Raw genomic sequence first — 24,773 nt, forward strand, 5'->3', positions numbered from 1 at the left:
CTTCGCCGGCTCGTCACCGGGCCAGTCCGGCGGGGCGGGCGGCCACGGGGGCGCCGGCCTCCAGGTGGGAGGAGCCCGCCTCGGCGGGGAACCCCAGCCCGGGGCCGTGGTGCGGCGACTCGGCGCCGCTCACCCCGAAGATCCCGGCACCCTGCTCCGCGTGCCCCGCCATCCGGCGGAAGGCGGCGAACAGCTCGCGTCCCGTCCCCACCCACTGCGCGTCGCTCAGCGGCCGACCCTCCGGCGTACGACCGGCCAGTTCCTCGGCGGGCACCAGCAGCTCCAGGACGCCCGCCGCCGAGTCGAGCCTGACGACGTCGCCGTCGCGCACCAGCGCGATCGGCCCGCCGTCGGCGGCCTCGGGAGACAGGTGGATGGCCGCGGGCACCTTGCCGGACGCGCCGGACATCCGCCCGTCGGTCACGATGGCCACCCGCTGCCCCCGGTCGAGCAGCACGGCCAGCGGCGAGGTCAGCTTGTGCAGCTCGGGCATGCCGTTAGCGCTCGGCCCCTGGTAGCGGATGACCGCCACGAAGTCCTGCCCGTCCAGCTCGCCCGCCTCGAACGCCTTCAGCAGATCGAGCTGGTCGTCGAAGATCTTGGCCGGCGCCTCGATCACCAGGTGCTCGGGCTTGACCGCCGACACCTTGCTGACCGCGCGGCCCAGGTTGCCCTCGACCATGTGGATCCCGCCGTCCGCGGCGAACGGCCCGGCGACGGGACGCAGCACGTCGAGGTCGGCGCTGCCGCCGGTGACCGGCGACCAGAGCAGCTCGCCGTCCACCAGGGCGGGCGCCTCGCGGTAGCGGTCGAGGCCGCGTCCGGCGACGGTGAGCACGTCGCCGTGGAGCAGCCCTTCGTCCAGCAGATCGCCGATGAGCACCTGCATGCCGCCGGCGTCGCGGAAGTGGTTCACGTCCGCCTGGCCGTTCGGGTAGACCTTCGTGAGCGAGGGCACCACCCGCGACAGCCCGGCCAGGTCGTCCCAGGTCAGCACGATGCCCGCGGCGGCCGCCATGGCCACCAGGTGCAGCGTGTGGTTGGTCGAGCCGCCGGTCGCCAGCAGGGCGACGCAGGCGTTCACGATGGCCTTCTCGTCGACCACCTCGCCGATCGGCGTGTACTCCCCGCCGTGCGCGGTGATCTGCACCGCCCTGCGTCCCGCGGCCCCGGTCAGGGCGTGGCGCAGCTCGGTGTGCGGGTTGACGAACGTCGAGCCCGGCAGGTGCAGGCCCATGACCTCCATCAGCGCCTGGTTGGAGTTGGCGGTGCCGTAGAAGGTGCAGGTGCCGGGGGAGTGGTACGACCTGGCCTCCGCGTCGAGCAGCTCGTCCCTGCCCACCTTGCCCTCGGCGAACAGCTGCCGGGTGCGCGCCTTGACCTTGTTCGGCAGGCCGGAGGTCATCGGCCCGGCCGGCACGAAGAGCGCGGGCAGGTGCCCGAAGTGCAGCGCCCCGATGAACAGCCCCGGCACGATCTTGTCGCACACGCCCAGCAGCAGCGTCGCGTCGAACATGTCGTGCGACAGCGCGATCGCGGTGGCCATGGCGATCACGTCGCGGCTGTAGAGGGACAGCTCCATGCCGGGCCGCCCCTGCGTGATGCCGTCGCACATCGCGGGCACCCCGCCCGCCACCTGCGCGACGCCCCCGGCCTTGCGCACGGCCGCCTTCAGCTCCTGCGGGTACGTCTCGTACGGCTGGTGCGCGGAGAGCATGTCGTTGTAGCTGGTCACGATGGCCACGCCCGGCTTCGCCGTGCCGCGCAGGGCGGGCTTGTCCTCGCCCGGCGCGCCCGCGAAGCCGTGCGCCAGGTTCGCGCAGCCGAGGTGCGCCCGCGCGGGGCCCTTCGCCCGCGCGGCCTCGCCGTCACGGCGGATCCGCGCGAGGTACGCGGTCCGGCTGGCGGCGCTCCGCTCGGCGATCCGGTCGGTGATCTCCTGAATGACGGGGTTCATGCACCCTCCTTCGTCGGGCCGGTGAACCCGAGGTCGCTCCGTGTGATGACCGGCCCGATGACCGGCTTGGTGGTCGGCCCGCCGCGCTCGTTCACGCGTCCTCCTCGTGCCACGCACGACCGCTGCGGCCGAGCAGTTCGTGGGCTCCCGCGGGGCCGGTCGTTCCCGCGGGGTAGGGCTCGGGCAGCCCGGCCCGTGACTCCCAGGCGTGCAGGATCGGGTCGATCCAGCGCCAGGCCGCCTCCACCTCGTCGCGCCGCATGAACAGCGTCGGGTTCCCGGCCAGCACGTCGGTCAGCAGCCGCTCGTACGCCTCCGGCACCCGCGCCGTGAACGTCTCGCCGAAACTCAGCGACAGCGGCACCGGCTTCGGCGTCACCTCGCCCGCGCCCGGCTCCTTGGCCATGATGTGCAGCCGGATGCCCTCCTCCGGCTGCAGCCGCAGCACCAGGCGGTTCGGTGCGCCGCCGGGGTAGATGGAGTGCGGCACGTCCTTGAACTGCACCACGATCTCCGAACGCCGGTACGGCATCCGCTTGCCGGTGCGCAGGTAGAACGGCACCCCCGCCCACCTCCAGTTCTTCACCTCGGCGCGGATCGCGGTGAACGTCTCCACCCGCCGCGAGGCCTCGGTCGGCGGCGTGGAGGCGGGCTCGTCGAGGTAGCCGGGCATGCCGTCCGCGCCGACGTACTGGCCGCGCACGGTGAAGCGGTCGACCTCGGTGCCCGTGATCGGCCGCAGCGCCTGCAGCACCTTGACCTTCTCGTCGCGCACGGCCTCGCGGTCGCTGCGGGCGGGCGGCTCCATCGCGGTCAGCGTGAGGAGCTGGAGCAGGTGGTTCTGCACCATGTCGCGCAGCGCGCCGGCGTGGTCGTAGTAGCCGCGCCTGCCGGGCGTCCCGACGGTCTCGGCCGCGGTGATCTGGACGTGGTCGATCCACAACGAGTTCCAGATCGGCTCGAGGAAGGCGTTGGCGAAGCGCAGGACCAAGAGGTTCTGGACGGTCTCCTTGCCCAGGTAGTGGTCGATGCGGAAGATCTGGTGCTCGTCGAAGATGGCGCCGACCTCGTCGTTGATGCGCTGCGCGCTCGGCAGGTCGTGGCCCAGGGGCTTCTCCAGGACCACGCGCGAGCGCGGCGTCACCAGCCCGGCCTGGTCGAGCTCGCGGCAGAACGGCCCGAACGTGCGGGGCGGGCTGGCCAGGTAGAACACGCGATCGCGCTGCTCGTGCCCGGCCAGCAGCCTGCCGAGCGCGCCCCAGCCCGCTCTGTCGGCCCCGCCGGCGTCTCGTCCGGTGTCCGCGCCGACGTCGATCGAGACGTGGTGCAGGCGGCCGAGGAACCGCTGCCACCCGGCCTGGTCGTCGGCCGGCACCTGGTCGCGCACCTCGGCGTCCACCTTGCCGCGGAAGTCGGCGTCGGTCAGCCCGCCCCTGGACATGGCGATGATGCGGGATTCATGGGAGAGCCGGCCGTCCCTGTCGCAGTGGTAGAGCGCCGGGATCAGCTTGCGCATGGACAGGTCGCCGGTCCCGCCGAAGACGACGAGGTCGGCGGTGTGCGCACCGGGGTGATCCGCGGGCTGATTCGTAGGGCGATCTGCGGGTGAGGTCGAGAGGGGGGACACGGTTGAGAGCTCCATGATCTACCAAGCAGGGACAGAACGGACAATAACCAGAGTTTGGTGCATGCACAAGCGGAGTTTTGGCATCTGAGATAAAAAAGTCTCGACTTTTCATTACCTAACCCCATGTGGTTCACTTAGCCGATGCCTCGACGTACTGCCGCGACCCTCGCCACAAGTGGTGAGGTGCTCCGCCTCATCCGCTCCGGAGAGGCCGTGACACGCGGCGATCTCGGCCGGGTGACCGGCCTGTCGCGTCCCGCGGTGCAGTTGCGCGTCGGCGAGCTGCTGGAACGCGGCCTGGTCGTGGAGCGCGCCGACGCCCCGTCCACCGGCGGGCGGCCGCCGGTCCGGCTGGAGTTCAACGCCTCGGGCGGCGTGGTGCTGGTGGCGGCGCTCGGGGCGAGCCGCACCAGCGTCGCCGTCTGCGACCTGGCCGGGCGCCAGCTCGACGGCCGCGAGTTCGCGATGGACGTGGAGCAGGGTCCCGACGTGGTGCTGCCGCTGCTCATGGACACCTGGGACGAACTGCTCGGCGGCCGTCCCCGCTCGATGGTCGCGGGTGTCGGCATGGGCGTGCCGGCGACGGTCGAGTTCGCGCAGGGCCGCACGGAGAGCGCCCGCGTGATGGCCTCGTGGACCGGCGTGGTGATCCCCCCGATCATCCGCGAGCGGTTCCCCGTCCCGGTGCTCGTCGACAACGACGTCAACGTGCTGGCCATCGGCGAGCACCGCGGCGCCTACCCCGACCTCGACGACCTGATGTTCGTGAAGATCTCGACGCGGATCGGCGCGGGCGTCGTCGCCGGCGGCGGGATCCTGCGCGGCGCGCTGGGCGCCGCGGGCGAGATCGGGCACATCCCCGTGCTCGACGGCGGCGACGTGTTGTGCCGGTGCGGCAACACCGGCTGCGTCGACTCCGTCGCCAGCGGCACCGCGCTGCTGCGCGACCTCCGGGCGCGCGGCAAGGACGTCACGACGATCGCCGACGTGACGGCGCTGGTGCGGGCGGGCGACGCCGAGACGATGGCCACCGTGCGCGAGGCGGGGCGCAGGATCGGCGAGGTGCTCGCCGGGGCGGTCAACATCCTCAACCCGTCGGTGGTGGTGCTGGGCGGCGACGTGGCCGAGGCGTTCGGGCCGCTCGTGTCGAGCATCCGCGAGGTCGTCTACCGCCGCTCCACCGCCCTCGCCACCCGCAGGCTGCGCATCGAGCCGAGCCGGCTCGGGGCGGGCGCCGGCATCAGCGGGTGCGCGGTGATGGTGCTCGACCACGTGCTGTCGCCCGAGGCCGTCGACGAGGCGATGACGCTCTCCGCCCTGCGCCCGGAGCGCGCGGCCTCCGGCTAGAGGTCCCAGCGTGGCTCGGAGCTCTCCGGCGGGCCTGCGAACGACCCTCCGCCGAGTGGGACACCACGTTCGCCGAAGGTCTCGGCTACCTCCTCGACGGGATGGAGCAGGCCGAGCGGGCGCGGCGACGCGAGACCGGCGGCCCCGGCTGGACCGGCTCGTAAAAAGCAGGGCAGAACGCTTCACGCCGGAGATGTGGCGGAGGATCGTTCGCGATACGGGCGACATGTCGCCACGGCGCACGGCCGGCAGGGCGCGTCGTCACGGCGAGCAACCCGTTGGTTTTCACGACTGGCCAGGACGGGCGGTCACGGGGGCGGCGCGTGCGGTGCCGCCGGCCTGCCGTAAGGGGAGGGGCTCGGCGTTCGCGGCGGGTGCGATGCGGTGAAGCGCGAGCCGGCCCCAGGCCCGGCGGTGTCCGCGTTGCCGGCCCGGCCGGCGGCGGATCCCGCCGAGCCGGACCGCGGCGCGGTGGAGCTCGCGCCGACGCGCTGCGCCGCGGCGGAGCGCGTGGCCGCCAGCCGGGAGTCGACGGACCTCGCGACGACGGACCGCGCGACGACGGGCCGGGCAGACGGGACTGCGGCGGGCGGGGCGTTGCGGGAGGCGAGCCGGGAGGTACGCGTGCCGGGGCGGGCGGTGCGCGCGTCAAGCCCGGGGGTGCGCGCGTCAAGCCGGATGGCGCGCGAGTCAGGCGGGGTGGCGCGCGAGCCAGGCCGGGAGGTGCGCGAGCCGGGTGGGGCGGTCCGCGCGTCGGGTGGGACGGGGCGCGCGTCGGACTGGGCGACGACGGGCTGGGCGACGACGGGCTGGGCGGGCCGGGTGGCGGGCCTGGTGGGCCGGGTGGCGCGCTGGGCGGGCCGGGTGGCGCGCTGGGGGGATGTGGGCGAGGCGAGCCGGGTGGAGGTGGGCCGGACCGGCTCGGCGGAGGCGAACTGGATGGAGGCGGCCGGCGTGCCGCCCGGTGACGGGGTGGCCGTGCGGGTGGCGGTGGGACGCTCCGTGACCGGAGGGAAGGGCGGGACGTCGCCGGGCACACGGTCGGAGACGGCGGGCCAGTGGAGCGGGTCCAGGTCGCTGGGGTACGGCGTACGCACCACCAGGATGGCGGCCGCGATCAGCATGACCACGCCGAGCAGGACGCCGGTGACCATCAGCGCCCGCCCGCGCCACCCGCCCTCGTCGGCGGGCGCGGCGGGCCCGGGTCCACGGCGCGGTCCAGTCATCCCTCACATGCTAGAGATGTGGCGGACCGATCGGGCAATGTGCTGGTAAATCACTAAAAATCCAGTGATGTCGGGTGGCGAGCTCAGCACGTGCACAGCAGCCCGCGCAGCGCCGTCTCCAGGCACAGGCCGGAACGCGCGGGACGCGGCCAGGGGAAACGCACGAGCGATTCGTCCACCCGTACGGTCGCCCCGAACCGGTCCAGCTCCCACATCCACACCTCGCCCGCCTGCTCGCCCAGCTGCCTGGACACGCCGGCCGTGAGCTGCGGCCGGTGCGAGGCGTTGACGTGGGCGAGCACCCGTTCGGCCGTCTCGGTGAGCGGGTCGGGCGCCGCGCCCAGGTAGTCGTCGGCGTCGAGCACCCCCGACTCCTGCCCGGTCAGGTAGACGACCTGGCCGACGTCCAGCCGCAGCAGCCGGGGAGCGTCGGGCCGCCCGTACCGCTCCAGCGCCTTGAACAGGCTCTCGTCCGGGCAGTGCGTGGCCACCGCGACCGCCGACGAGCGCGCCTCGCCCTCGGGAACGGCCTCCGCCCAGCCCTGCACCTCGATCAGCCCGCGCGGGTGGGTGGCGGAGCCCAGCTGCCGCATCGCCGTCAGGTTCACCGCCACGACGGCGTCCTCGCGCAGGCCGTGCAGCGTCTCCCCGGGCAGCACCAGGAGCACCGGACGTCCGCGCTCGTCAACTCCTCCGCGCGCGGGTGACGGGGCGCCGTCGACGGACAGCTTGGCGACGCCGGCGGTCGCGGCGAGGGTGCGGACCCGCTCGGGGATCGGCAGCATGACGCCTCCTTGAGTACGGATATCATGTGTTAGGTTAGGCAAGCCTAAGTAAGGGATACCTAATCACATCGAGGTGAACGTGCGCTACACCGGCCCGAAGGTGCGACTGTCACGTCGCGCCGGCGTCCCGCTGACCAGGAAAGCCGTCCGCTACTTCGAGCAGCGCCCCTACCCGCCGGGCGAGCACGGCCGTAAGACCAACCGCCGCAACACCGGCGACTACGGTCTGCGGCTGATGGAGAAGCAGAAGCTGCGCTGGTACTACGACGTGTCCGAGCGGCAGTTGCGCCGCTACTGGGACCTCGCTCTGCGCAAGCCGGGCGCGTCCGGCGCCGAGCTGGTCACGCTGCTGGAGACCCGCCTGGCCTCGCTCGTGCTGCGCGCAGGGCTGGCACCGTCCATCTACGCGGCCAGGCAGTACGTCAACCACGGTCACATCGCCGTGGACGGCCGCAAGGTGGACATTCCCAGCTACCTGGTCAGGCCGGGACAGGTGGTCACGGTCAGGGAGCGCTCGCGCAGGATGCAGCCGTTCGTGGCCGCCGCCGAGGGCGTGTACGCCGACGACCGGATCGCCCCCTACCTCGCGGTCGACCACGCCGACCTTCGCTGCACGCTGACGCACCGGCCGGAGCGCGAGCAGATCGACCTCCCGGTGGACGAGCAGCTCGTCGTGGAGTTCTACTCCCGGTAGCTCGGTCCAGGGCCCGCTGCGCGCAGCTCGGCCAGCTCCTTGCGCAGCTCGGCGAGCTCGTCGAGGATGCGCTGGGTGTGATCGCCGGTCTCCTCCCTGGCGGCGGCGCGCTCCTCGGAGTTCTCCTCGTCCATCGCGCTGACCACGACGGCGAGGAACAGGTTCAGCACGACGAACGTGCACACCAGGATGAAGATCGTGAAGAAGATCCAGGCCGACGGATGGCGATCCATCACCTCTTTGGCGATGTTGCCCCAGTCGTCACCCGTCATGGTCTGGTAGAGGGTGAACAACGACGTGGGCAGGCTGCCGAACCTGGTGGGGGCGGCCTGCCCGTAGAGCTTGGTGGCCATGACGGCGGCCACGTAGAGCACCAGGGAGAGCAGCACCACGATCGAGCTCATCCCCGGCAGGGCGCGCAGCAGCGCCGAGACGACGCGGCGCAGGCTCGGCACGACCGACAACAACCGCAACGCGCGCAGGATGCGCAGGGAGCGCAGCACCGACAGGCCGCCGGTCGCCGGGACGAGGGCGATGCCGACGATCACCGCGTCGAAGATGTTCCACGGGTCGCGGACGAACGCCGAACGCTCGACGTAGATCTTGGCCAGCAGTTCGACGACGAAGATGTAGAGCGCGACATGGTCGACGAGGGTGAGCAGGTCGCCGTGGCGCTGGACCATCTGAGGGAAGGTCTCGAGTCCCAGAACGGCCGCGTTGGTCAGGATGACCGCGATGATGAACCGCTGGAAGCGCCGGTGGGCGAGGAAGTCGCGCATGCGTTCACGCACGGGGGTAGGCTCCTAAGGCAATGATCGTGTTGCCCCACCATGATGGCGCAAGATGATCAAGTAGGAGACCGTGGTATAACCCACACGACCAGGCAGGGGAAGGGCCGGATCACATGTCCTATCCGCATTACGGCCCTTCCTTCTACGGCCCACCCCCTCAGAGCCACCCCAACGGCACCGCCATCCTCGTGCTGGGCATCCTGAGCCTGGTGGTCTGCAGCCTCCTCGGGCCCTTCGCCTGGGTGATGGGCAACAGGGCGCTGCGCGAGATCGACGAGAGCGGCTATTACTACGAGAACCGCGGCTCGATCCAGGCAGGGCGCATCTGCGGCATCATCGCCAGCGTCCTGATGATGCTCACGTTCGGGTCCGTCTTCTTCCTCCTGGGCATGGCGTTCCTGACCAGCGGCGCCTAGCGCCGCCGGCCGTAGTCGCCGAGGCCCGGCTCCAGCAGGTCGAACGCCTTCTCCGCCTGCGCTCTGAGGTCGGGTTCGATGCTCTCCCACTCCTCGCCGGCGAGCCTCCTGCTCACCGAATAGTCGGTGAGCAGCCGCGCCGTGGTGAGGATGTGCGCCGCGACGAGCCTGGGCCGGAGGTCGTCGGAATCCGCGTCGAGTTCGTCGGCGAGCGCTCGAGTCAGCACCTTCTCTCGCTGCTCGTGCACCTCGCGCATCCGGGCGACCAGCGCCGGGCTGGCGTCCACGATCCTGGCGAACACGTCGGTGCCCAGGTTGAACCCGTATCGCCAGTCCTGGGTGTCGATGGCGTGGAGCACGTCGCGCCGGAAGGCCCGCACCACGCTCTCGCCGGGCTCGCGCTCCCGCAGCACCCGCACGGGGTGGTCCACGGCCAGGTGCTGCCGGTCGGCGAACAGGTCCTCCTTGGTGCTGAAGTAGTTGAACACCGTGTTGACCGACACGTCGGCGGCCCGCGCCACCTCGGCCACGGTCACGTTGTCGAACCCCTTGGCCATGAACAGCCCCATCGCGATGTCGGCGATGCGCTCCCTGGTCTCGCGTTTCTTCCGCTCCCGCAGCCCTTCACCCATGTCACCATCGTACCCAAATTGCAGTCACACCAATTTTATGGTTACCTCAATTTTGGAGGCGATGAAATGATCAAGACTTCGGGTCTGAGCAAGACCTTCGACGGCGGCGTGGAGGCCGTCAGAGACCTCGGCATAGCGGTGGAGCGCGGTGAGATCGTGGGTTTCCTCGGTCCGAACGGCGCGGGCAAGACCACGACCATGCGCATGCTGACCACCCTGCTGCGCCCCACGTCCGGCACCGCCACGGTGGCCGGCCACGACCTGCGGGCCGATGCGAAGGAGGTGCGCAGGCACATCGGCTACGTCTCCCAGGGCGGCGGCATCCTGCCGACCACACCGCTCAAGGGAGAGCTCGAACTCCAGGGCATGCTCTACGGGCTGAGCCGCCGGGAGTCCGCCGCCAAGGCAGGTGAGGTCCTGGCCAGGCTGGACCTCGCGGGCCTGGAGACCAGGCCCGGCGGCGCGCTCTCCGGCGGCCAGCGCCGCCGCTTCGACATCGCGTTCGCGCTGCTGCACGACCCGGCGCTGCTCTTCCTCGACGAGCCGACGACCGGCCTCGACCCGCAGAGCCGGGCCAACCTGTGGGGCCACATCCGCGCGCTGCGCGAGGAGAAGGGCATGACGGTGTTCCTCACGACCCACTACCTCGACGAGGCCGACGCTCTCTGCGACCGGCTGTTGATCATCGACCACGGGCAGATCGTGGCCGAGGGCGCCCCGGCCGAGCTCAAGACCGGCGGGCGCACGCTCGACGAGGTGTTCCTCGACATCACCGGCAGGTCGCTCCGCGAGGAGAGCGAGCTGCCGGGGAAGGGCGTCTGATGCTCCGCGACACGTGGGTGCTGTTCCGCCACGGCGTGGGCGTCACGCTCCGGCAGAAGGTCGGCGTCCTCTTCGGCGCGGTCCAGCCGCTGCTCTTCCTCGTGCTGTTCGGGCCCATCTTCGCCACGTTCGGCACCTGGGAGACGCTCGTGCCGGGCCTGATCATCCAGCTCGGCCTGATGAGCATGGGGCTGGCCGGGTTCGGCATCGTCTTCGAGAAACGCTCCGGCGTGCTGGAGCGGATGCGTGTCACCCCCGCCAGCCGGCTGGCGCTGCTGCTCGGGCGTGTGCTCACCAACGCGGTCACGCTGATCCTGCAGACGCTGCTGCTCCTGGCGGTGGGCTTCGCCTTCGGCCTGCGCGCACCCGCACTCGGGCTGGCGGCCGGGTCCGTGCTGGTCGTCGTGCTCGGGCTGAGCCTGGCCGCGCTGTCGTACGCCGTCGCCCTGACGATGAACGAGCAGCTGTTCGCGCCGGTGATGTCCACGGCGGTGATCCCGCTCATCCTGCTGTCCGGCTCGTTCCTGCCGATGTCGATGGCGCCGGGCTGGCTCGACGCCCTCTCGCACGTCAGCCCGTTCCGGTATGTGCTGGAGGCCCTGCGCGACCTGTTCCACGGCCACTACCTGACGGGCACGGTCGGCGCCGGCGTGGCGGTGACCGCGGTCTTCGCCGTGGTCAGCCTCACCATCGGGACGCGCGTGTTCAACAGGGAGAACGCGTAAGGTGCGCGGCGTGGCCGGACCGCGCTCCGGCCACGCCGCGCGTCAGGCCGCGCTTCTGGCGCGGCGCTGCAGGGCCGTGATGACGCCCGCCGGGTCCACGATCCCGTAGCCGTAGCCGTAGTCGAACCCCACCTCGCTGCGGTCCTCCGCGGTGCGCCGCAGCAGCGCGCGCAGCTGGGCGGGCGACAGCCTGTCCGCCGGCCACATGGTGCGCACCGCCGCCACGAGCCCGGCCGCCACCGGCGTCGCCGCCGACGTGCCCGAGTCGGGCGAGCCGGGGCCCAGCGCCTGGGACCCGGAGAAATGTGTGTACGCGCAGAGGTCCGGCTTGCGGGCGGTCAGCCGTCCCGGCCCCTGCGAGGAGTAGCCCACCCGCTCGCCGTTGACGTCGATGCCGCCGATCGACAGGGCCTTCGGATGGGAGTTGGCGCCCACGATCGGCCGGGAGGGGAAGGCGCACCGGCCGTCGGGGCACTCGCGGCCGCAGTTGCCCGCCGCGAACAGCACGTCCGCGCCCGCCCGGTCCAGGCCGGCCACCATCAGGTTGAACGGGTGGGCGGCGTTGTCGGAGTAGTTGCCGGGATGCCCGACGGGAAAGTCCCACTCGGGCGAGAACGATCCCCACGAGTTGCTCACCACGAGCGCCCTGGATCCCGCGGGCTGGGCGTCGAGCACGTTGCGCAGGTGCGCGAAGGCCGACACCGCGTCCGACAGCAGCCCGTCCATCTCCGAGCCGCCCGGCCGGGTGGACAGCAGCACCGGGATGTCGACGAGCGACGCGTGTGGGGCCGCGATGAGGGCGTCGAACGCGCACATCGTGCCGTGGTCCACCTCGAACTCGCCCGGCGAGCCCGACACTCCCGGCGGGCTCCAGGAGCGCTCGGCGTCCAGCGTGACGCCCCTGCCGAGCTGCCTGGCCGTGTGGGCGGCGTTGATGCCGTTGTCGAGCACGGCCAGCGCGACCCCGGAGCCGTCGAGGCCCTCGGCGTGCAGCCCGGGGACGTGCAGCAGGCGTTCGACGTCGTGCCAGTCGCCGGCCGGCGGATCGCCCCCGCACACCGGCGCCGACCCGATGACCGGATCGGCGAAGATGCCGACCACGTCGGTCCTGATGCCGGGGAGCAGCGTGACCCTGGAGGCCAGCTCGTCGTCGGAGATCGTCCCCCGGACCAGGACCGACGCGTCCTCGGCGGCCAGCGAGAAGTCGAGCGGCTGATTGAGCGAGAGCGGGTCGCCGCCGGTCGAGGGGACGGGCCTGGGCACGGCCACGGGCACGAACGCCGAGTCGAGCTCGACTCCGGGCAACCCGTCGGCGACGTCGGCCGTGGTGGCGGCCTGGCCGGGGTCGGCGACGGCCGCGACCAGGTCGGGCGAGGGACGGAGCTGGATCAGGACCCGCATGTGTCACCACCAACGTGTGTGGGGGAGCGAACGTCCCAACATTCCTGCATCCGCCCGCCCGCGTCCAGCGGATCGCACCGGTTTTGACCTGCGGAAATGCGCTAATCGCCGCGAAGCGGACGACTTTTGTCCGCGGCTCGCCGGACTTCCGTGCCGGCGATCTTTTCACTACGGTGAGGCAGCATGACGCTGGAGGCCAGGAAGCCGGTCGACGACGGGGAGAAGACGCACTGGCTGGCGGTGCGGCCGAGGCTCATCCTCGCCAGCGCCTTCATGCTCTTCCTCGAGCTGGCACTGATCAGGTGGACCGGATCCAACATCGTCCACCTCAGCTACTTCACGAACTTCGTGCTGCTCGGCTCGTTCCTCGGCATCGGGCTCGGCTTCCTGCGCGTAGGCCGGTCGCGGCGGCAGCCCTACTACTCGCCCGTCGTGCTCGCCCTCCTGGTCGTGGTCGTGCTGACCTTCCCGGTGACCGTCGACAGGAACACCGAGGGCGTCCTCTACTGGACGAGCCTGTCCACCAGCGGCCCGCCCGCGTGGCTGATCCTGCCGGTGATCTTCTGCGCCGCCGCGCTGGTGCTCATGGGCCCCGCCGAGCTCGTCGGACGCTGCTTCCCCGAACTGCCGCGCCTGGAGGCGTACCGCTACGACCTGGTCGGCAGCCTCACCGGCATCGCCGCGTTCACCGCGCTGTCCTTCCTGAGCGCGCCGCCGGTGTTCTGGGGCCTGATCGCCGCGATCTGCTACGCGCTGCTGCTGGCGCCCCGGCCGCGCGCCCTCTACGTGGGGCTGGTGACCGTGCCCTCGCTGGCCGTCGTCGGGCTGCTGCTGGCCGAGACGCTGACCGCGGGGGCGATCTGGTCGCCGTACTACAAGGTCACGTCCAGGCAGCTCCAGCAGCTGGGCGTCGCCGTCACCGACATCGCGGTCAACGGCATCCCGCACCAGCAGGCCGTGCCCGCCGCCGCCCGGCTGCAGTGGGAGCGCCAGTACGGCCTGCCGTACGAACGGACCACGAAACCGCCCAAGGACGTGCTCATCGTCGGCGCCGGCAGCGGCACCGACGTGGCGATCGCGCTGTCCAAGGGCGCCGCCCGCGTCGACGCCGTCGAGATCGACCCCAAGCTGCGCGAGCTCGGCGGCTCCGTCCACCCCGACCGGCCCTACGACGACCCGCGCGTCACCACCCACATCACCGACGGCCGCGCCTTCCTGGAACGTACCGGCGAGAAGTACGACCTCATCCTCTTCGCCCTGCCCGACTCTCTCACCCTCGTCTCCGGAGCCAGCTCGCTGCGCCTGGAGAGCTACCTGTTCACCGAAGAGGCCATGCAGGCCGCCCGCGAGCACCTGAAGCCGGGCGGCGCCTTCTCGATGTACAACTACTACCGCGAGAGCTGGCTCGTCGACCGCCTCGCGGCCACCATGCAGAGCGCCTTCGGCCACAAGCCGTGCGTCGACGTCGTCAGCGTCGCCGGCCAGCAGGCCGTCATCACCGCCGGCCTGAGCGAGGCCGACCAGCGCTGCGGCGCCGCCTGGGCCGGAGCCGCCCCCGGCACCCCGGCCCCCGCCGACGACGACCGCCCCTTCCTCTACCTCAAGGACGCGACGATCCCGCCGATCTACATCATCACGCTCGGCCTGATCCTCATCGTCAGCCTCCTCGCCGTCCGCGTCGTCGCGGGCCCTTATGACCGGATGCGGCCGTACGCCGACCTGTTCCTGCTGGGCGTGGCGTTCATGCTGCTGGAGACCAAGAGCGTGACCGGGTTCGCGCTGCTGTTCGGCACGACGTGGGTGGTCAACGCGATCGTCTTCGCCGGCGTGCTCGTCGCGGTCCTCGCCGCCGTCGAGGTGACCCGCCGCTTCCGCACCCCGCCGCTGCCCGTCATGTACGGCGTGCTGCTCGCCGGCCTGCTGCTGGCCTGGCTGGTGCCGAACGCGTGGCTGCTGTCCCTGCCGCTGCCGCTGCGCGCGGTGGCCGCGGTGACCGTGGCCTTCCTGCCGATCTTCGCCGCGAACATCGTCTTCGCCAAGCGGTTCGCCGACACCGCAGACGCCACCACGTCCTTCGGCGCCAACCTGCTGGGCGCCATGGTGGGCGGCTGCCTGGAGTACGCCGCGCTGATCATCGGGTACAAGGGCCTGCTGATCGTGGCGGCCCTGCTCTACATCGGGGCGCTGGTGCTGCTGCCGGGGAAGAAGGCCGCGCCGGTGTGACGTGAGGGGCCGTCACCGGCCGCCTGACCGGGCTCGCCCTGGCGGCGCCGCCCGCGCAGCAGCCTCTGGCCGGGCCCGAGGGGGGGTGTACAGGACCTCGACGAGGCGTGCCGGGTCCAGGTGGGGCGTCTCGGCTGAGAGCGGGTGTGCCGGGTCCTCAGCGCGGCGTGCCGGGTCTCAAGCCGAGGTGTCCCGGTCTCAGCGCGAATGCCGGTGCGGTGTGCCGGGTCTCAAAGGCCGCAGAGTTCCTCGAGGGACTTGGCGTCGTCCCCCTTGCGCTTCTGGCTGTTCCTCGTCGGCGTCTGCGTCGGCTGGGCGGCCTGGGTCTTCACCGAGCTGGACGTGGTGGTCGGCGAGGCGCCCACGTGGGCCGTCTGCGCCTGCTTGGCCGGCCGGAGCGAGGAGGCGATCGCCTTGCGCGCCGCGGTGCGGATCTTCGCCCACTCGGGGTTGCCCGGCCAGAACTGTGGCGGTACGAACTGCAGGCTGGTGATCTTGGCGTCCTTGACCTTGACGGCCAGTTCCACCAGCGGCTGCACGAGGTGTTGCGGGATGTTGGTGCGCGCGAGCCGCTTGGCCGCACCGGCGATCTTGGTGAAGTTGGTGAGGATCACGGCGGGCGTGGCCTGCTGGGCGAAGGCGCCGATGACGCAGCGCTGGCGGCCCATGCGGGAGAAGTCGTCGCTGTTGACCCTGGACCGGCCGTACCAGAGGGCCTCCTCGCCGCTGAGCCGCCGGTAGCCGGCCTTGATCGTGCCCGCGGTGCCGTAGAGGCCGCCCCACTTGACGTCCTGCTCGACCCGGATCTTGAGGCCGCCGATGGCGTCGACCAGGTCCGCGAAGCCGTACATGTTCATCATCGCGTAGTAGTCGATCTTCAGGCCGAGCGTGTGGCCGATGGCGTCCATGAGGGCCCGCGGGCCCTTGTTCTTGCCGCCCATGATCTCGGGATGGTCGTTGGCGTACTGCCACACCTCGTTGAGCAGGCCGCCGTTGGGAAGCTCGGCCAGGTAGCCGTTCGGGAACTGGGCGTGCAGCGGCGACGAGGTGGGGAAGCGTACGTGCTGCAGGTTGCGCGGCAGGCTGAACAGGACGGTGGCGCCGCTCTTGATGTCCACGCTGGCCACCGTCATGCTGTCGGTCCGTACGCCGGTACGGTTGCTCGCCGCGTCGCCGCCGATCAGCAGGAAGTTCACCCGATCCCTGCCGTGCCAGGGGTCCTCGCCCTCCTTGGCCGCCGGCGGCACGTCGGAGTCGTCCGACGAGGGGAAGATGCCGTTGATGGTGCTGCGGAACGTCATCACGGTGTTGGCGGTGAGGGCGAACGGCGACATGACCGCCACGCACAGCACGCCGACCACGATGCCGGTGATCATCTGGCCCTGCTGGTTGAGCTTGCTCGGGCCGAGCGCGATGTACGAGGTCACCAGCAGCGCGAACCACGCCAGCGCGGCGAGCGAGGCGAGGACGACGATCGTCACCAGCATGCCGTCGCCGACGAGCGCGGCGGCGTTCTCCAGGTTGCCGGCGATGCTGAGCCCGTAGGCCAGGGCGGCGAGCACCAGCACCGCGTACACGCTGACGAGCACCAGCCCGATACGACGCTGCCCGGCCCGCAGGTGTGCGGCGCCGGGCACGATGGCGGACAGTGCGGTCCACCCGAGGACGGAGGCGGGGGTCAGCGGCTTGGCGAAGCGCGGCGGGGCGTTGCGCGATGTGGAGCCGGAGCCGCGAGGGGAAGCAGGGCGTGGGCGGCGAGCGGGGCGCCGTTTCCTGCCTCCTGGCACGGTTGCTTCCCCATCCCGATTGCGCACACCCGGCTCCCTACTCGCCTACCAGGCAAAACTGACGTTTGCCCCCCAATGGCCACAAGATTGCCAGGATTCTAGTCCCCATACTTGGACAACAACGACATGTGCCCAACCTGAGATGAATTCCTCATTGACTTCAGGAGGTCGCTGAGGACGACGCCATCCACGTGTTGCACTGGTGCGCCGTGCTCTTCGTCCAGCCCTGCCTGAACCAGCGGTGGTTGTTGACCGGCTTGCCGTGGTCGCGCGGATAGCCCGGATGGTCGCCCACCTGGCCGTAGAACGAGAACAGCCGGCTTCTGTTGGACGTGCTCACCGGGTACGACGACGCGACCGAGCGCATCCACATGCCGCCGAAGCACGTGGCCTGCAGCTCCAGCCGCCTGCTGAGGGCGAGCTTGGCGTTCCTGTTCGAGGTGTCCAGCGTGGAGCGCCACCACGAGTTCATCAGGCCCGTGATGTTCTGCACGTGGTGGCCGTACTCGTGGGCCATCATGCTGATGATCCCGCCGTGCCAGGAGATGATCTGCCCGTAGCCGCGGGCGTTGCCGTTGCCCCTGGCCATGGCCGAGGTGGAGGCGTAGATCGTGTTGTTCTGCGGGCAGTAGTACGGGACGATGTTCCCCGGCGACGGGTAGTCGCCGCACGCGCCCCTGCCCCGTCTGGCGGCGATGGCGTAGCCGGGCGGGCTGAACCTGATGCCCTGCTTCTCCAGGATGGGCTTCCACGCCCGGTCCATGCACTTGCCGGTCTTCAGGATCAGCGCCTTGAGCTGGCTGTGGCTGAAGATGCTCGCGTTGCCCGCCGGGCATCTGAGCCTGGGCAGGATGCCGGCACGGTACATCGTGTTGTTCTTCAGGCTCGTGTTGAGCGTGACGGTCCGCCGCGGCTCCTGCTCCGCCTCCTCCGTCTCCCGCTCCGTCGGCCGGCTCGTGGGCTCGCTGGTGGTGGGCTCGTCGGTCGGCTCCTGGGTCCGCGTGCGCTTGGGGAACGGCTCGTCGTCGTCGGTGGCGCGTTCCGAAGGCTCGTACGTCGGGATCGCGATCGGCCTCGAGGTCTCCGACCGCGACGTGCCCTTGAAGACCGCCGCCCCCACGACGATCAGCACGAACAGCGCCGCCACCGAGCCCAGCACGGCGCCGATCACCCCGACGGCGCCCATGCCGGACTTCTTGCGCGGCGGCGGATGCGGCCAGCGCAGCGTCGGCGGCAAGGGAGGCGGTGGCGGGGGCGGAGGGGGCGGCTGCCGGTGCGGCGGCTGCCCGTAAGGCGGCTGCTGCCCGTACGGCTGGCCGCCCTGCGGCGGACCCTGGTAAGGGGGGCCCTGAGGAGGGTGCTGAGGAGGGTGCTGAGGAGGGTGCTGAGGGGAGTGCTGCGGGGGATGGTGCGGGGGGCGCTGGGGCGGCGGTGGCGCCTGCGGCGGCGGGTACGGGCCACCCCCCTGCGGCTGCGGCTGGCGGTAGGCCGGTGGCGGCCACGGCAAGGACGGTGGCCGTTGTGGCTGCCCTGGCCCTTGTGGCGGGGGTGGATACTGCCCGTTCCCTGTCACCGTGTCTCCCCGTTCACGTGGTTGTCTGCTTTCAGTGGCTTTGCGCCGCGGCTTGGCGGACCTTTGCCAAATTTGGGGCAAAAGCATACTGATTTCTCACCCGTCACGGATGTAGCGGTACTCGGTTACGGTCCGAAATCATTCGAGGTGATCTCCGCTATCTTTCGGTCCCGACGGCAGGTGGTGTCCTAGCTTCTTTGGCATGAATCTCCAGCAGCTCCGCTATGTGGTCGCGACTGCGGAGCACCGCACCATGACCGACGCGGCAAGATCGCTCTACATCGCGCAACCCGCGCTCTCCCGCGCGATTCGCGATCTGGAGCGAGAGCTCGGCATGACGCTCTTCGCTCGCTCCGGCCGCGGCGTGGTCGTCACCGCGCAGGGTCGCCGGGTCGTCAAGCTGGCAAGGGAGGCACTCGACGCGGTTCACGAGATCGAGGGACTGGCCAACCAGGCCGGGACCACCGAGGCCGAGCTCCGCATCGCCGCCACACCCAGCCTCGAACCCGGTCTCGCGGGGCGGTTGTTGCCCGCCTACGCGGCACACCACCCGGGAGTGCGCGTGCACATCGTCCGCTGCGACGGCCGTGACGGCGTCGTCAGCGCCATCAGGGATCAGCGGGCCGATCTGGGGCTCACCGATCTCCCCGTGCCCACCGACCTCATCACCCACCCGCTCGAACGCCAGGAGATCGTGCTGATCTCCCCGCCCGGGCTCCAACTCCCCAACCCCGTGCCGATGGGCAAGCTGAACGGCATGCGCCTGGCGCTGCCCGCCCGTGGCAGCCTGCGCCGCAGGGAACTCGACGCGATGTTCGGCAAGTTCGCGGTGACGCCCGTCGTCGTGCTCGAAACCGACGAGCGCAACGGCTGGCTCAACGCGGTACGCGCCGGCCAGGCGTCCCTCCTGTGGTATCGCGGCATGGCCGAACAGGCCGGTCGCGCCGGTCTGGTGGTGCGCTCGCTCGACCCCGCCGTGCGCCGGGTCATCGCGGTCGTCCACGCCCGCCGCCGGTTGCCGCTCATCGCCCAGGACTTCCTGACCACCGCAGAGAAGGGGACCGCCGCCTGACCACTTCGGAACGCTCCATTTCCCTCCACGTCCATCCGACAGGGCCCGGATCATCCGAGCCCGGGGGCCCGGCGAGCACACCGCGCCATTGCAGGGCCCCTGAAGGCCGCAGACGACGTCGTCGCCGGCCCCTGATCCCCAGCACCTCCCGGAACCCCGCCGGCGTGTGCCTTCCCGGCACGTGACAGACGCCGTCCAGGCAGTCCCCGGCGAAGCACGCCTGACGTGGGCGTCCTCGCGTACGACGCGGCGCAGGGCTCCGGCAGGACCACCCGCGCCGCCTGACACGCGCACCCGGCCCCGGCAGGGCCGTGGCCGCTCAGGTCCGGCGGGACAGGCCTAGCGGGACACCGGCAGCCGCACCACGGCCCGCAACCCCGGGCCGGCGTCCTCCAGCGAGACCGTGCCGCCATGTGCCCGCACGGTCTCGCGGACGATCGCCAGCCCGAGGCCGGCGCCGCCCTCGTCGCGGCTGCGCCCGGAATCGAGCCTGGTGAAGCGGTTGAACACCCGATCGCGGTCCTGCTCGGAGATGCCGGGGCCGTCGTCGGTCACCGTCAGCACGCCGTCGGCGGTCAGCGCCACCTCGATCTTGGAGGTGGTGTGGCGTACCGCGTTGTCCATCAGGTTCGTCAGCACCCGGCTCAGGTCGAGGGCGTCGCCGCGCACCACGACCGGGTCGCACACCGTCAGCCGCGCCTCGCCGTACCGGTCGACGACCTGGCGCACCACCTCGTCGAGGTCGACCGGCTCGCGCCTGGCGGGCACGCCGCCGCGCTCGTCCAGGCGGGCCAGCGCCAGCAGGTCCTCGGCCAGCCTGGACAGCCGCATCGTGTCCTCGAGCACGCCCTCGGCGGTCTCCTGCCAGTCCTGGCCGTCCGGATGCCCGAGCGCCACCTCCAGCTGCAGCCGGATGCTGGCCAGCGGGCTGCGCAACTCGTGCGCGGCGTCGGCGACCAGCGCCCGCTGGCGCTGCTCCGCCTCCTCCAGCCTGGCCAGCATGTCGTTGAGCGTGGTGGCCAGCGAGTGCACCTCGTCCCGCGACTGCGGCACCGGCAGCCGCCGCGACCTGGCCGTGTGCGTGACCTCCGAGGCGCCCCTGCGCAGGGCGGCGATCGGCTGCAGCGTCCGGCCGATCATCAGCCAGCTCGCCACCGCGAGCAGCACGACCAGCGCGGGCGTGCCGACGAACAGCACCCTGGCCGCCGTGCCGAGGCTCGTCTGGATCTCGCTGACGGGCCTGGCCGCCACCACGGTCTGGCCGCGGTCCGCGCGCAGCACGATCACCCGCAGGAACCCCGGGATCGCGTACGGCCGCCCGTCCAGCAGCGTGGCCTGCCCGTCCGCCAGCACCTTCTCCCTGGCCTCCGCGTCGAGCAGCGGCACCAGCCGGTCGGCTCCGTACGTGACGTGCGTGATCCGCCCGCGGTCGTCGATGACCTGCACGATCGTGCCGTCGTGGGTGGTGATCGGGCTGGTGAGCGTCCCGGCGTCGGCCGCCACGCGAACGGCCTGCGCCTGCGCCCTCGTCGACTCGTCCACGGTGTCGATCAGGGCCCGGTCGAGCACGCTGAGCAGCACCGACGCCGAGACCGCGAGCGCCAGCGCCAGCACCGCGGCGGCCGCCACCGTGAGGCGGAACCGCAATCCCTGCCGCCGCCACCAGTCCAGCGGCGAGTCAGCCACCGTCGCCCGCCAGCCGGTAGCCGGCGCCGCGCACGGTCTGCAGAGCGTTCCTGCCGAAGGGGGCGTCGATCTTGCGCCGCAGGTAGCCGACGTACACCTCGACCACGTTGGGGTCGGTGTCGAAGGTGTCCCACACGTGCTCGAGGATCTCCGACTTCGACACCACCTCGTCGCGCCTGCGCATGAGGAACTCCAGCAGCGCGAACTCCCTGGGCGTCAGCTCGACCGGCCGCTCGCCCCGCTCCACCCTGCGCCGCGCCGGGTCCAGCGACAGGTCGCCCGCCACGAGCACCGACGGCCGCCGCCCAGAGTCGCGCCGCAGCAGCGCCCGCAACCTGGCCACCAGCACCACGTACGAGAACGGCTTGGTCAGGTAGTCGTCGGCGCCCAGGTCGAGCCCGTCGGCCATGTCGTACTCGCCGTCCTTGGCCGACAACATGAGGATGGGCACCCAGTTCTCCTCGGCGCGCAGCCGCTTGCACACGTTGTAGCCCGACAACCTCGGCAGCATGATGTCGAGCACCACGACGTCGTAGTCGCCGTGCCGGGCGGCGTGCAGTCCCTCCTCGCCGTCGTGGGCGAGGTCCACGGCGAACCCCTCCGCCTGGAGCCCCCGCTGGAGCGCGGCGGCCATCCGCCGCTCGTCCTCGACGACAAGCACTCTCATGTGGCGATTCTCCTGTCCTTGGCTGAGACGGCGCTGAGAAGGCTGAGAGCCGTCTCAGAAAGTCTCAGGTCCGCCTAAGGATGCATGACGCAGGCTCTGAGCATCGACATACGGTAAAGGAGTGACATGCGTAGAGGAACGTACGTGAGGTGGGGGGTCCCGGTCGCGGTTGCGGCCGTCATCGGAGCGGCGATCGGCGCCGGCCCCGTGATCGCCGCCGTGAGCGGCGATCCCGTGCTGCCGGAGCGCTCGGCCCAGCAGCTGCTGGCCGACGCGGCGGCGGCCAACAGCAGGGCGGGCGGCGTCCCGCCGATGTCCGGGACCGTCCAGCAGACGGCGTCGCTCGGCCTGCCCGCGCTGCCGCAGGCCGCCGACACCTCGCCGCTCAGCCTGCTGTCCGGCTCGCACGAGGTGAAGGTCTGGTACGGCGCCCACGACAAGATGCGCCTGGCCATCCCGACCCAGCTGAACGAGACCAACCTCATCCTCAACGGGAAGCAGGGCTGGTACTGGGACAGCTCGACCAACACCGCCACCAGGCTGACGGTCAAGGAGGGCGCCGGCCGGGAGCACAGGACGCCGATGCCCCAGCCGAGCGATCTGACGCCGCAGCAGGTGGCGGAGCGGCTGCTGGCCGACGCCGAGAAGTACACCGACATCCGGGTGATCAACACGGCGGAGGTGGCGGGCCGCCCGGCCTACCAGCTCGTGCTGGCGCCCAAGGCGGAGGGCTCGCTGGTCCAGGAGGTGCGCATCGCGCTCGACGGCGAGACGTACGTCCCGCTTCAGGTCCAGGTGTACGCCAAGGGTTCGGCTGAGCCGGCGTTCCAGGTCGGCTTCACGCAGGTGACGTTCACGCCGCCGGCGCCCGAGAACTTCGCCTTCACCCCGCCCGCGGGCGCCAAGGTGGAGGAGAAGACGCTCGGCGAGCAGTCCGGCGAGCGGGCGGAGAAGCGTGCCGAGAAGGCCGAGGACGTCAAGGACCGCGTGAAGGTCGTCGGCGACGGCTGGGCGAGCGTGGCGGTCCTGCCGTTCGACCAGAAGGAGCTGGCGGCCACGGCCGAGCGGACGCCGGAGAACGGCGAGCGGTTCGGCGGCGACGCCGACCCGGGCGCGCTGCTCGACAGCGTGCTCAAGTCCGCCACCCCGGTGAGCGGCCCGTGGGGCTCCGGCAAGCTGATCAAGACCAAGCTCGTCACGGCCCTGCTGACCGACGACGGCCGCCTCCTGGTCGGCCCGGTCACCCCGGAGGAGATCACCAAGGCGGCGGGCATCAGGTGACCACCGTCACACAGGAAGCGGGGGCGCCTCTCGGGGCGGCCCCGCCCCCGGGGGACGACTCCGGGGAGGGCGCCATCGTCACGCGCGGCCTGACGAAGCGTTTCCGCGGGGGCCAGGTCGCCGTGGACGCGCTCGACCTGACCGTGCCCCGCGGCTCGGTGTTCGGCTTCCTCGGGCCGAACGGCTCGGGCAAGACCACCACGATCCGCATGCTGCTCGGCCTGGTCGCGCCCACGTCCGGCGACTACTCCGTGCTCGGCCTGCCCCTGGCCCAGGCGCTGCCCAGGGTCGGCGCGGTGGTCGAGGGCCCGGCCTTCTACCCGTACCTGTCGGGTGAGGCCAACCTGCGGCGGTTCGACGCCGCCGACCCGACCGCGCGCGGCGGCTCCGCCGGGCGGCGCATCGCCGAGGCGCTGGAGCGCGTGGGTCTGTCGGCCGCCGCGGGCAAGCGCTACCGCAACTACTCGCTCGGCATGCGCCAGCGCCTGGCCATCGCCGCCGCCCTGCTCGGCCCGCGCGAGCTGCTCATCCTGGACGAGCCGACCAACGGCCTCGATCCGCAGGGCACGCGCGAGGTCCGCTCGCTGGTCAAGGAGATCGCCGCGGACGGCACCACGGTCTTCGTCTCCTCCCACCTGCTGGCCGAGGTCGAGCAGATGTGCACGCACGCCGCGATCATGCGGACCGGCCGGCTCGTGGCGCAGGGCACGATCGCCTCGCTCCGCAGCGGACTGGTCGCCCGCGTCCGGGTGGAGACGCCGGACGCCGGCGACGCGGCACGGGTGCTCGGCGCGCTGGGCCTGGCCGACGTGCGGCGATCCGGCGCGGAGGTCACGGCCGAACTGGACGGGCGCCCGCCGGAGCAGATCAACGCCGCGCTGGTGGGGGAGGGCGTGGCCGTGCGCGGGCTGGCGGTGATCCGCCCCAGCCTTGAGGACGTGTTCGTCGGACTGACAGGGGAGGGCTTCGATGTCGACGGCTGAATCGACCGCCGAGTCGACGGCCGGAACGACCGCAGAGTCGACGGCCGGGACGACGGCCGGGACGACGGCTGGGACGGCGAGCGGGTCGCAGACCAGGCGCACGCCCGGGCTCGTGCCGGTGAAGGAGACCCTGCGCAGCGCCGAACGCCGGCCGCGCCATCCCGCTGAGCCCGGCACGCCGCCCGCCCGGACGCCGTGGTCGTTCTGGCGGCTGCTCCGCTCGGAGCTGGGGCTCACCTTCCGCCGGCCGCGCAACCTGCTGATGCTGGCCGCGCTGGGCGTCGTGCCGGTCGTCATCGGCGTCGCGCTGCGGGTCGTGGCCGGCGAGGACGGCATGGGCGGGATCATCGAGGACGTCGCGGGCAACAGCCTCATGCTGACGTTCGTCTCGTTCTCGTTCCTCGTGCTGCTGCTGATGCCGGTCGTCGTCAGCGTGGTGGCGGGCGACTCGATCGCGGGCGAGGCGGGGGCGGGAACGCTGCGCTACCTGCTGGCCGCGCCGGCCGGGCGCACCCGGCTGCTGGCCGTCAAATATCTCAACGCGGTCGTCTTCGCGTACGCCGTCACCGCGGTGGTGGCGCTGTCGGCGCTGGCGACCGGGCTCGCCCTCTTCCCCGCCGGGGATGTGACGCTGCTGTCGGGCACCACGATCCCGATGGGCGAGGGGCTGCTGCGCATTCTCATCGCCGTCGGCTACGTGGGCGCGGGCATGGCCGCCCTGGCCGCCGTCGCGCTGGCCCTGTCGACCTTCACCGAGGTGTCCATCGGGGCCATCGCCGCCACCATCGTGCTGATCATCGTCTGCCAGGTGCTGCGCGCGATCCCGGAACTCGGCTCGATCACGCCGTACCTGCTGCCGACGCGGTTCACGAACTTCGACGCGGTGCTGCGCAGCCCCATCGACACGGCGGCGCTGGGGGAGGGGCTGCTGGCGTTCGGGGCGTACATCGTGTTGTTCGGCTCGATCGCCTGGGCCAGGTTCTCCGGCAAGGACATCACCTCCTGACACCCGCGCCCGGCCCGGCCGCTCTGCGCGGCCCGGGCCGGAGCACGTGCGCCGGGCGGTCCGACCGGCCGC

The 24,773-nt window shown here is 71.6% G+C and carries 21 protein-coding genes; 10 read left to right on the forward strand and 11 right to left on the reverse strand.

Going from position 1 to position 24,773, the window contains the following annotated elements; all coding sequences use genetic code 11:
• Positions 1-13: 13 nt before the first annotated feature.
• Together edd and zwf are read right to left on the reverse strand one after the other, a co-directional pair.
• Positions 14-1,957 (reverse strand): phosphogluconate dehydratase, encoded by a 1,944-nt coding sequence (gene edd / locus ABGA98_RS15535; RefSeq protein WP_347618987.1) that lies wholly within the window; start codon positions 1,955-1,957, stop codon positions 14-16.
• 91 nt (positions 1,958-2,048) lie between these two features.
• Positions 2,049-3,584, reverse strand: coding sequence for a glucose-6-phosphate dehydrogenase (gene zwf / locus ABGA98_RS15540; RefSeq protein ID WP_347618988.1), 1,536 nt, complete (start codon positions 3,582-3,584; stop codon positions 2,049-2,051).
• 141 nt (positions 3,585-3,725) lie between these two features.
• Between zwf and ABGA98_RS15545 the strand changes: the two genes are divergently transcribed.
• Positions 3,726-4,931, forward strand: coding sequence for an ROK family transcriptional regulator (locus ABGA98_RS15545; RefSeq protein WP_347618989.1), 1,206 nt, complete (start codon positions 3,726-3,728; stop codon positions 4,929-4,931).
• Positions 4,932-5,239: 308 nt separating this feature from the next.
• On the opposite strand, the gene ABGA98_RS15550 is transcribed toward ABGA98_RS15545, so the two are convergent.
• Positions 5,240-6,157, reverse strand: coding sequence for a hypothetical protein (locus tag ABGA98_RS15550; RefSeq protein WP_347618990.1), 918 nt, complete (start codon positions 6,155-6,157; stop codon positions 5,240-5,242).
• 83 nt (positions 6,158-6,240) lie between these two features.
• On the reverse strand, positions 6,241-6,942 hold the full coding sequence (locus tag ABGA98_RS15555; protein ID WP_347618991.1) for a DUF2470 domain-containing protein: 702 nt from the start codon (positions 6,940-6,942) through the stop codon (positions 6,241-6,243).
• Between the two features lie 79 nt (positions 6,943-7,021).
• Here ABGA98_RS15555 and rpsD point away from each other — a divergent pair, with 79 nt between their 5' ends.
• Positions 7,022-7,636, forward strand: coding sequence for a 30S ribosomal protein S4 (rpsD, locus tag ABGA98_RS15560; protein ID WP_347619455.1), 615 nt, complete (start codon positions 7,022-7,024; stop codon positions 7,634-7,636).
• Here rpsD and ABGA98_RS15565 read toward each other — a convergent pair.
• Positions 7,624-8,427: an ion transporter gene (locus ABGA98_RS15565; RefSeq protein ID WP_347618992.1), complete on the reverse strand. Its 804-nt coding sequence runs from the start codon at positions 8,425-8,427 to the stop codon at positions 7,624-7,626. The genes rpsD and ABGA98_RS15565 overlap by 13 nt on opposite strands.
• Positions 8,428-8,540: 113 nt before the next feature.
• Here ABGA98_RS15565 and ABGA98_RS15570 point away from each other — a divergent pair, with 113 nt between their 5' ends.
• Positions 8,541-8,843, forward strand: coding sequence for a DUF4190 domain-containing protein (locus ABGA98_RS15570; protein WP_347618993.1), 303 nt, complete (start codon positions 8,541-8,543; stop codon positions 8,841-8,843).
• Here ABGA98_RS15570 and ABGA98_RS15575 read toward each other — a convergent pair.
• The gene (locus ABGA98_RS15575) at positions 8,840-9,475 is read right to left on the reverse strand and encodes a TetR/AcrR family transcriptional regulator (RefSeq protein WP_347618994.1); all 636 of its coding nucleotides are present in this window, start codon (positions 9,473-9,475) and stop codon (positions 8,840-8,842) included. The two genes, ABGA98_RS15570 and ABGA98_RS15575, sit on opposite strands and share 4 nt — an antisense overlap.
• Positions 9,476-9,541: 66 nt before the next feature.
• On the opposite strand from ABGA98_RS15575, the gene ABGA98_RS15580 reads away from it, so the two are divergent.
• Positions 9,542-10,297: an ATP-binding cassette domain-containing protein gene (locus tag ABGA98_RS15580; protein ID WP_347618995.1), complete on the forward strand. Its 756-nt coding sequence runs from the start codon at positions 9,542-9,544 to the stop codon at positions 10,295-10,297.
• Positions 10,297-11,022 (forward strand): ABC transporter permease, encoded by a 726-nt coding sequence (locus ABGA98_RS15585; protein ID WP_347618996.1) that lies wholly within the window; start codon positions 10,297-10,299, stop codon positions 11,020-11,022. The genes ABGA98_RS15580 and ABGA98_RS15585 overlap by 1 nt, the downstream gene beginning before the upstream one ends.
• A gap of 42 nt (positions 11,023-11,064) precedes the next feature.
• Here ABGA98_RS15585 and ABGA98_RS15590 read toward each other — a convergent pair whose 3' ends face one another.
• Entirely contained in the window at positions 11,065-12,423 is a 1,359-nt protein-coding gene (locus ABGA98_RS15590) for a S8 family serine peptidase (protein ID WP_347618997.1), read from the reverse strand.
• A gap of 183 nt (positions 12,424-12,606) precedes the next feature.
• Here ABGA98_RS15590 and ABGA98_RS15595 point away from each other — a divergent pair, with 183 nt between their 5' ends.
• The gene (locus ABGA98_RS15595; RefSeq protein WP_347618998.1) at positions 12,607-14,646 is read left to right on the forward strand and encodes a spermidine synthase; all 2,040 of its coding nucleotides are present in this window, start codon (positions 12,607-12,609) and stop codon (positions 14,644-14,646) included.
• Positions 14,647-14,876: 230 nt separating this feature from the next.
• On the opposite strand, the gene ABGA98_RS15600 is transcribed toward ABGA98_RS15595, so the two are convergent.
• Together ABGA98_RS15600 and ABGA98_RS15605 are read right to left on the reverse strand one after the other, a co-directional pair.
• The gene (locus ABGA98_RS15600) at positions 14,877-16,283 is read right to left on the reverse strand and encodes an LCP family protein (RefSeq protein WP_347618999.1); all 1,407 of its coding nucleotides are present in this window, start codon (positions 16,281-16,283) and stop codon (positions 14,877-14,879) included.
• Between the two features lie 310 nt (positions 16,284-16,593).
• Complete coding sequence (locus tag ABGA98_RS15605; RefSeq protein ID WP_347619000.1) at positions 16,594-17,619, reverse strand: neutral zinc metallopeptidase; 1,026 nt, start codon at positions 17,617-17,619, stop codon at positions 16,594-16,596.
• Positions 17,620-18,208: 589 nt separating this feature from the next.
• Between ABGA98_RS15605 and ABGA98_RS15610 the strand changes: the two genes are divergently transcribed.
• Positions 18,209-19,078, forward strand: a complete 870-nt coding sequence (locus ABGA98_RS15610; protein WP_347619001.1) for a LysR family transcriptional regulator — start codon at positions 18,209-18,211, stop codon at positions 19,076-19,078.
• A 339-nt stretch (positions 19,079-19,417) separates the two neighbouring features.
• Here ABGA98_RS15610 and ABGA98_RS15615 read toward each other — a convergent pair whose 3' ends face one another.
• The gene (locus tag ABGA98_RS15615) at positions 19,418-20,764 is read right to left on the reverse strand and encodes an ATP-binding protein (RefSeq protein ID WP_347619002.1); all 1,347 of its coding nucleotides are present in this window, start codon (positions 20,762-20,764) and stop codon (positions 19,418-19,420) included.
• The gene (locus ABGA98_RS15620) at positions 20,757-21,431 is read right to left on the reverse strand and encodes a response regulator transcription factor (protein WP_347619003.1); all 675 of its coding nucleotides are present in this window, start codon (positions 21,429-21,431) and stop codon (positions 20,757-20,759) included. Before ABGA98_RS15620 ends, ABGA98_RS15615 begins: the two co-directional genes overlap by 8 nt.
• 126 nt (positions 21,432-21,557) lie before the next feature.
• Between ABGA98_RS15620 and ABGA98_RS15625 the strand changes: the two genes are divergently transcribed.
• From ABGA98_RS15625 to ABGA98_RS15635, 3 genes are read left to right on the forward strand one after another with little or no spacing between them, the layout of a single operon-like run.
• The gene (locus ABGA98_RS15625) at positions 21,558-22,712 is read left to right on the forward strand and encodes a DUF2092 domain-containing protein (RefSeq protein WP_347619004.1); all 1,155 of its coding nucleotides are present in this window, start codon (positions 21,558-21,560) and stop codon (positions 22,710-22,712) included.
• Positions 22,709-23,695, forward strand: coding sequence for an ABC transporter ATP-binding protein (locus ABGA98_RS15630; RefSeq protein ID WP_347619005.1), 987 nt, complete (start codon positions 22,709-22,711; stop codon positions 23,693-23,695). Before ABGA98_RS15625 ends, ABGA98_RS15630 begins: the two co-directional genes overlap by 4 nt.
• Positions 23,682-24,701, forward strand: coding sequence for an ABC transporter permease (locus ABGA98_RS15635; protein WP_347619006.1), 1,020 nt, complete (start codon positions 23,682-23,684; stop codon positions 24,699-24,701). Before ABGA98_RS15630 ends, ABGA98_RS15635 begins: the two co-directional genes overlap by 14 nt.
• Positions 24,702-24,773: the final 72 nt, after the last annotated feature.

The sequence above is a fragment of the Nonomuraea sp. B1E8 genome (assembly GCF_039871515.1).
GTDB lineage: Bacteria > Actinomycetota > Actinomycetes > Streptosporangiales > Streptosporangiaceae > Nonomuraea.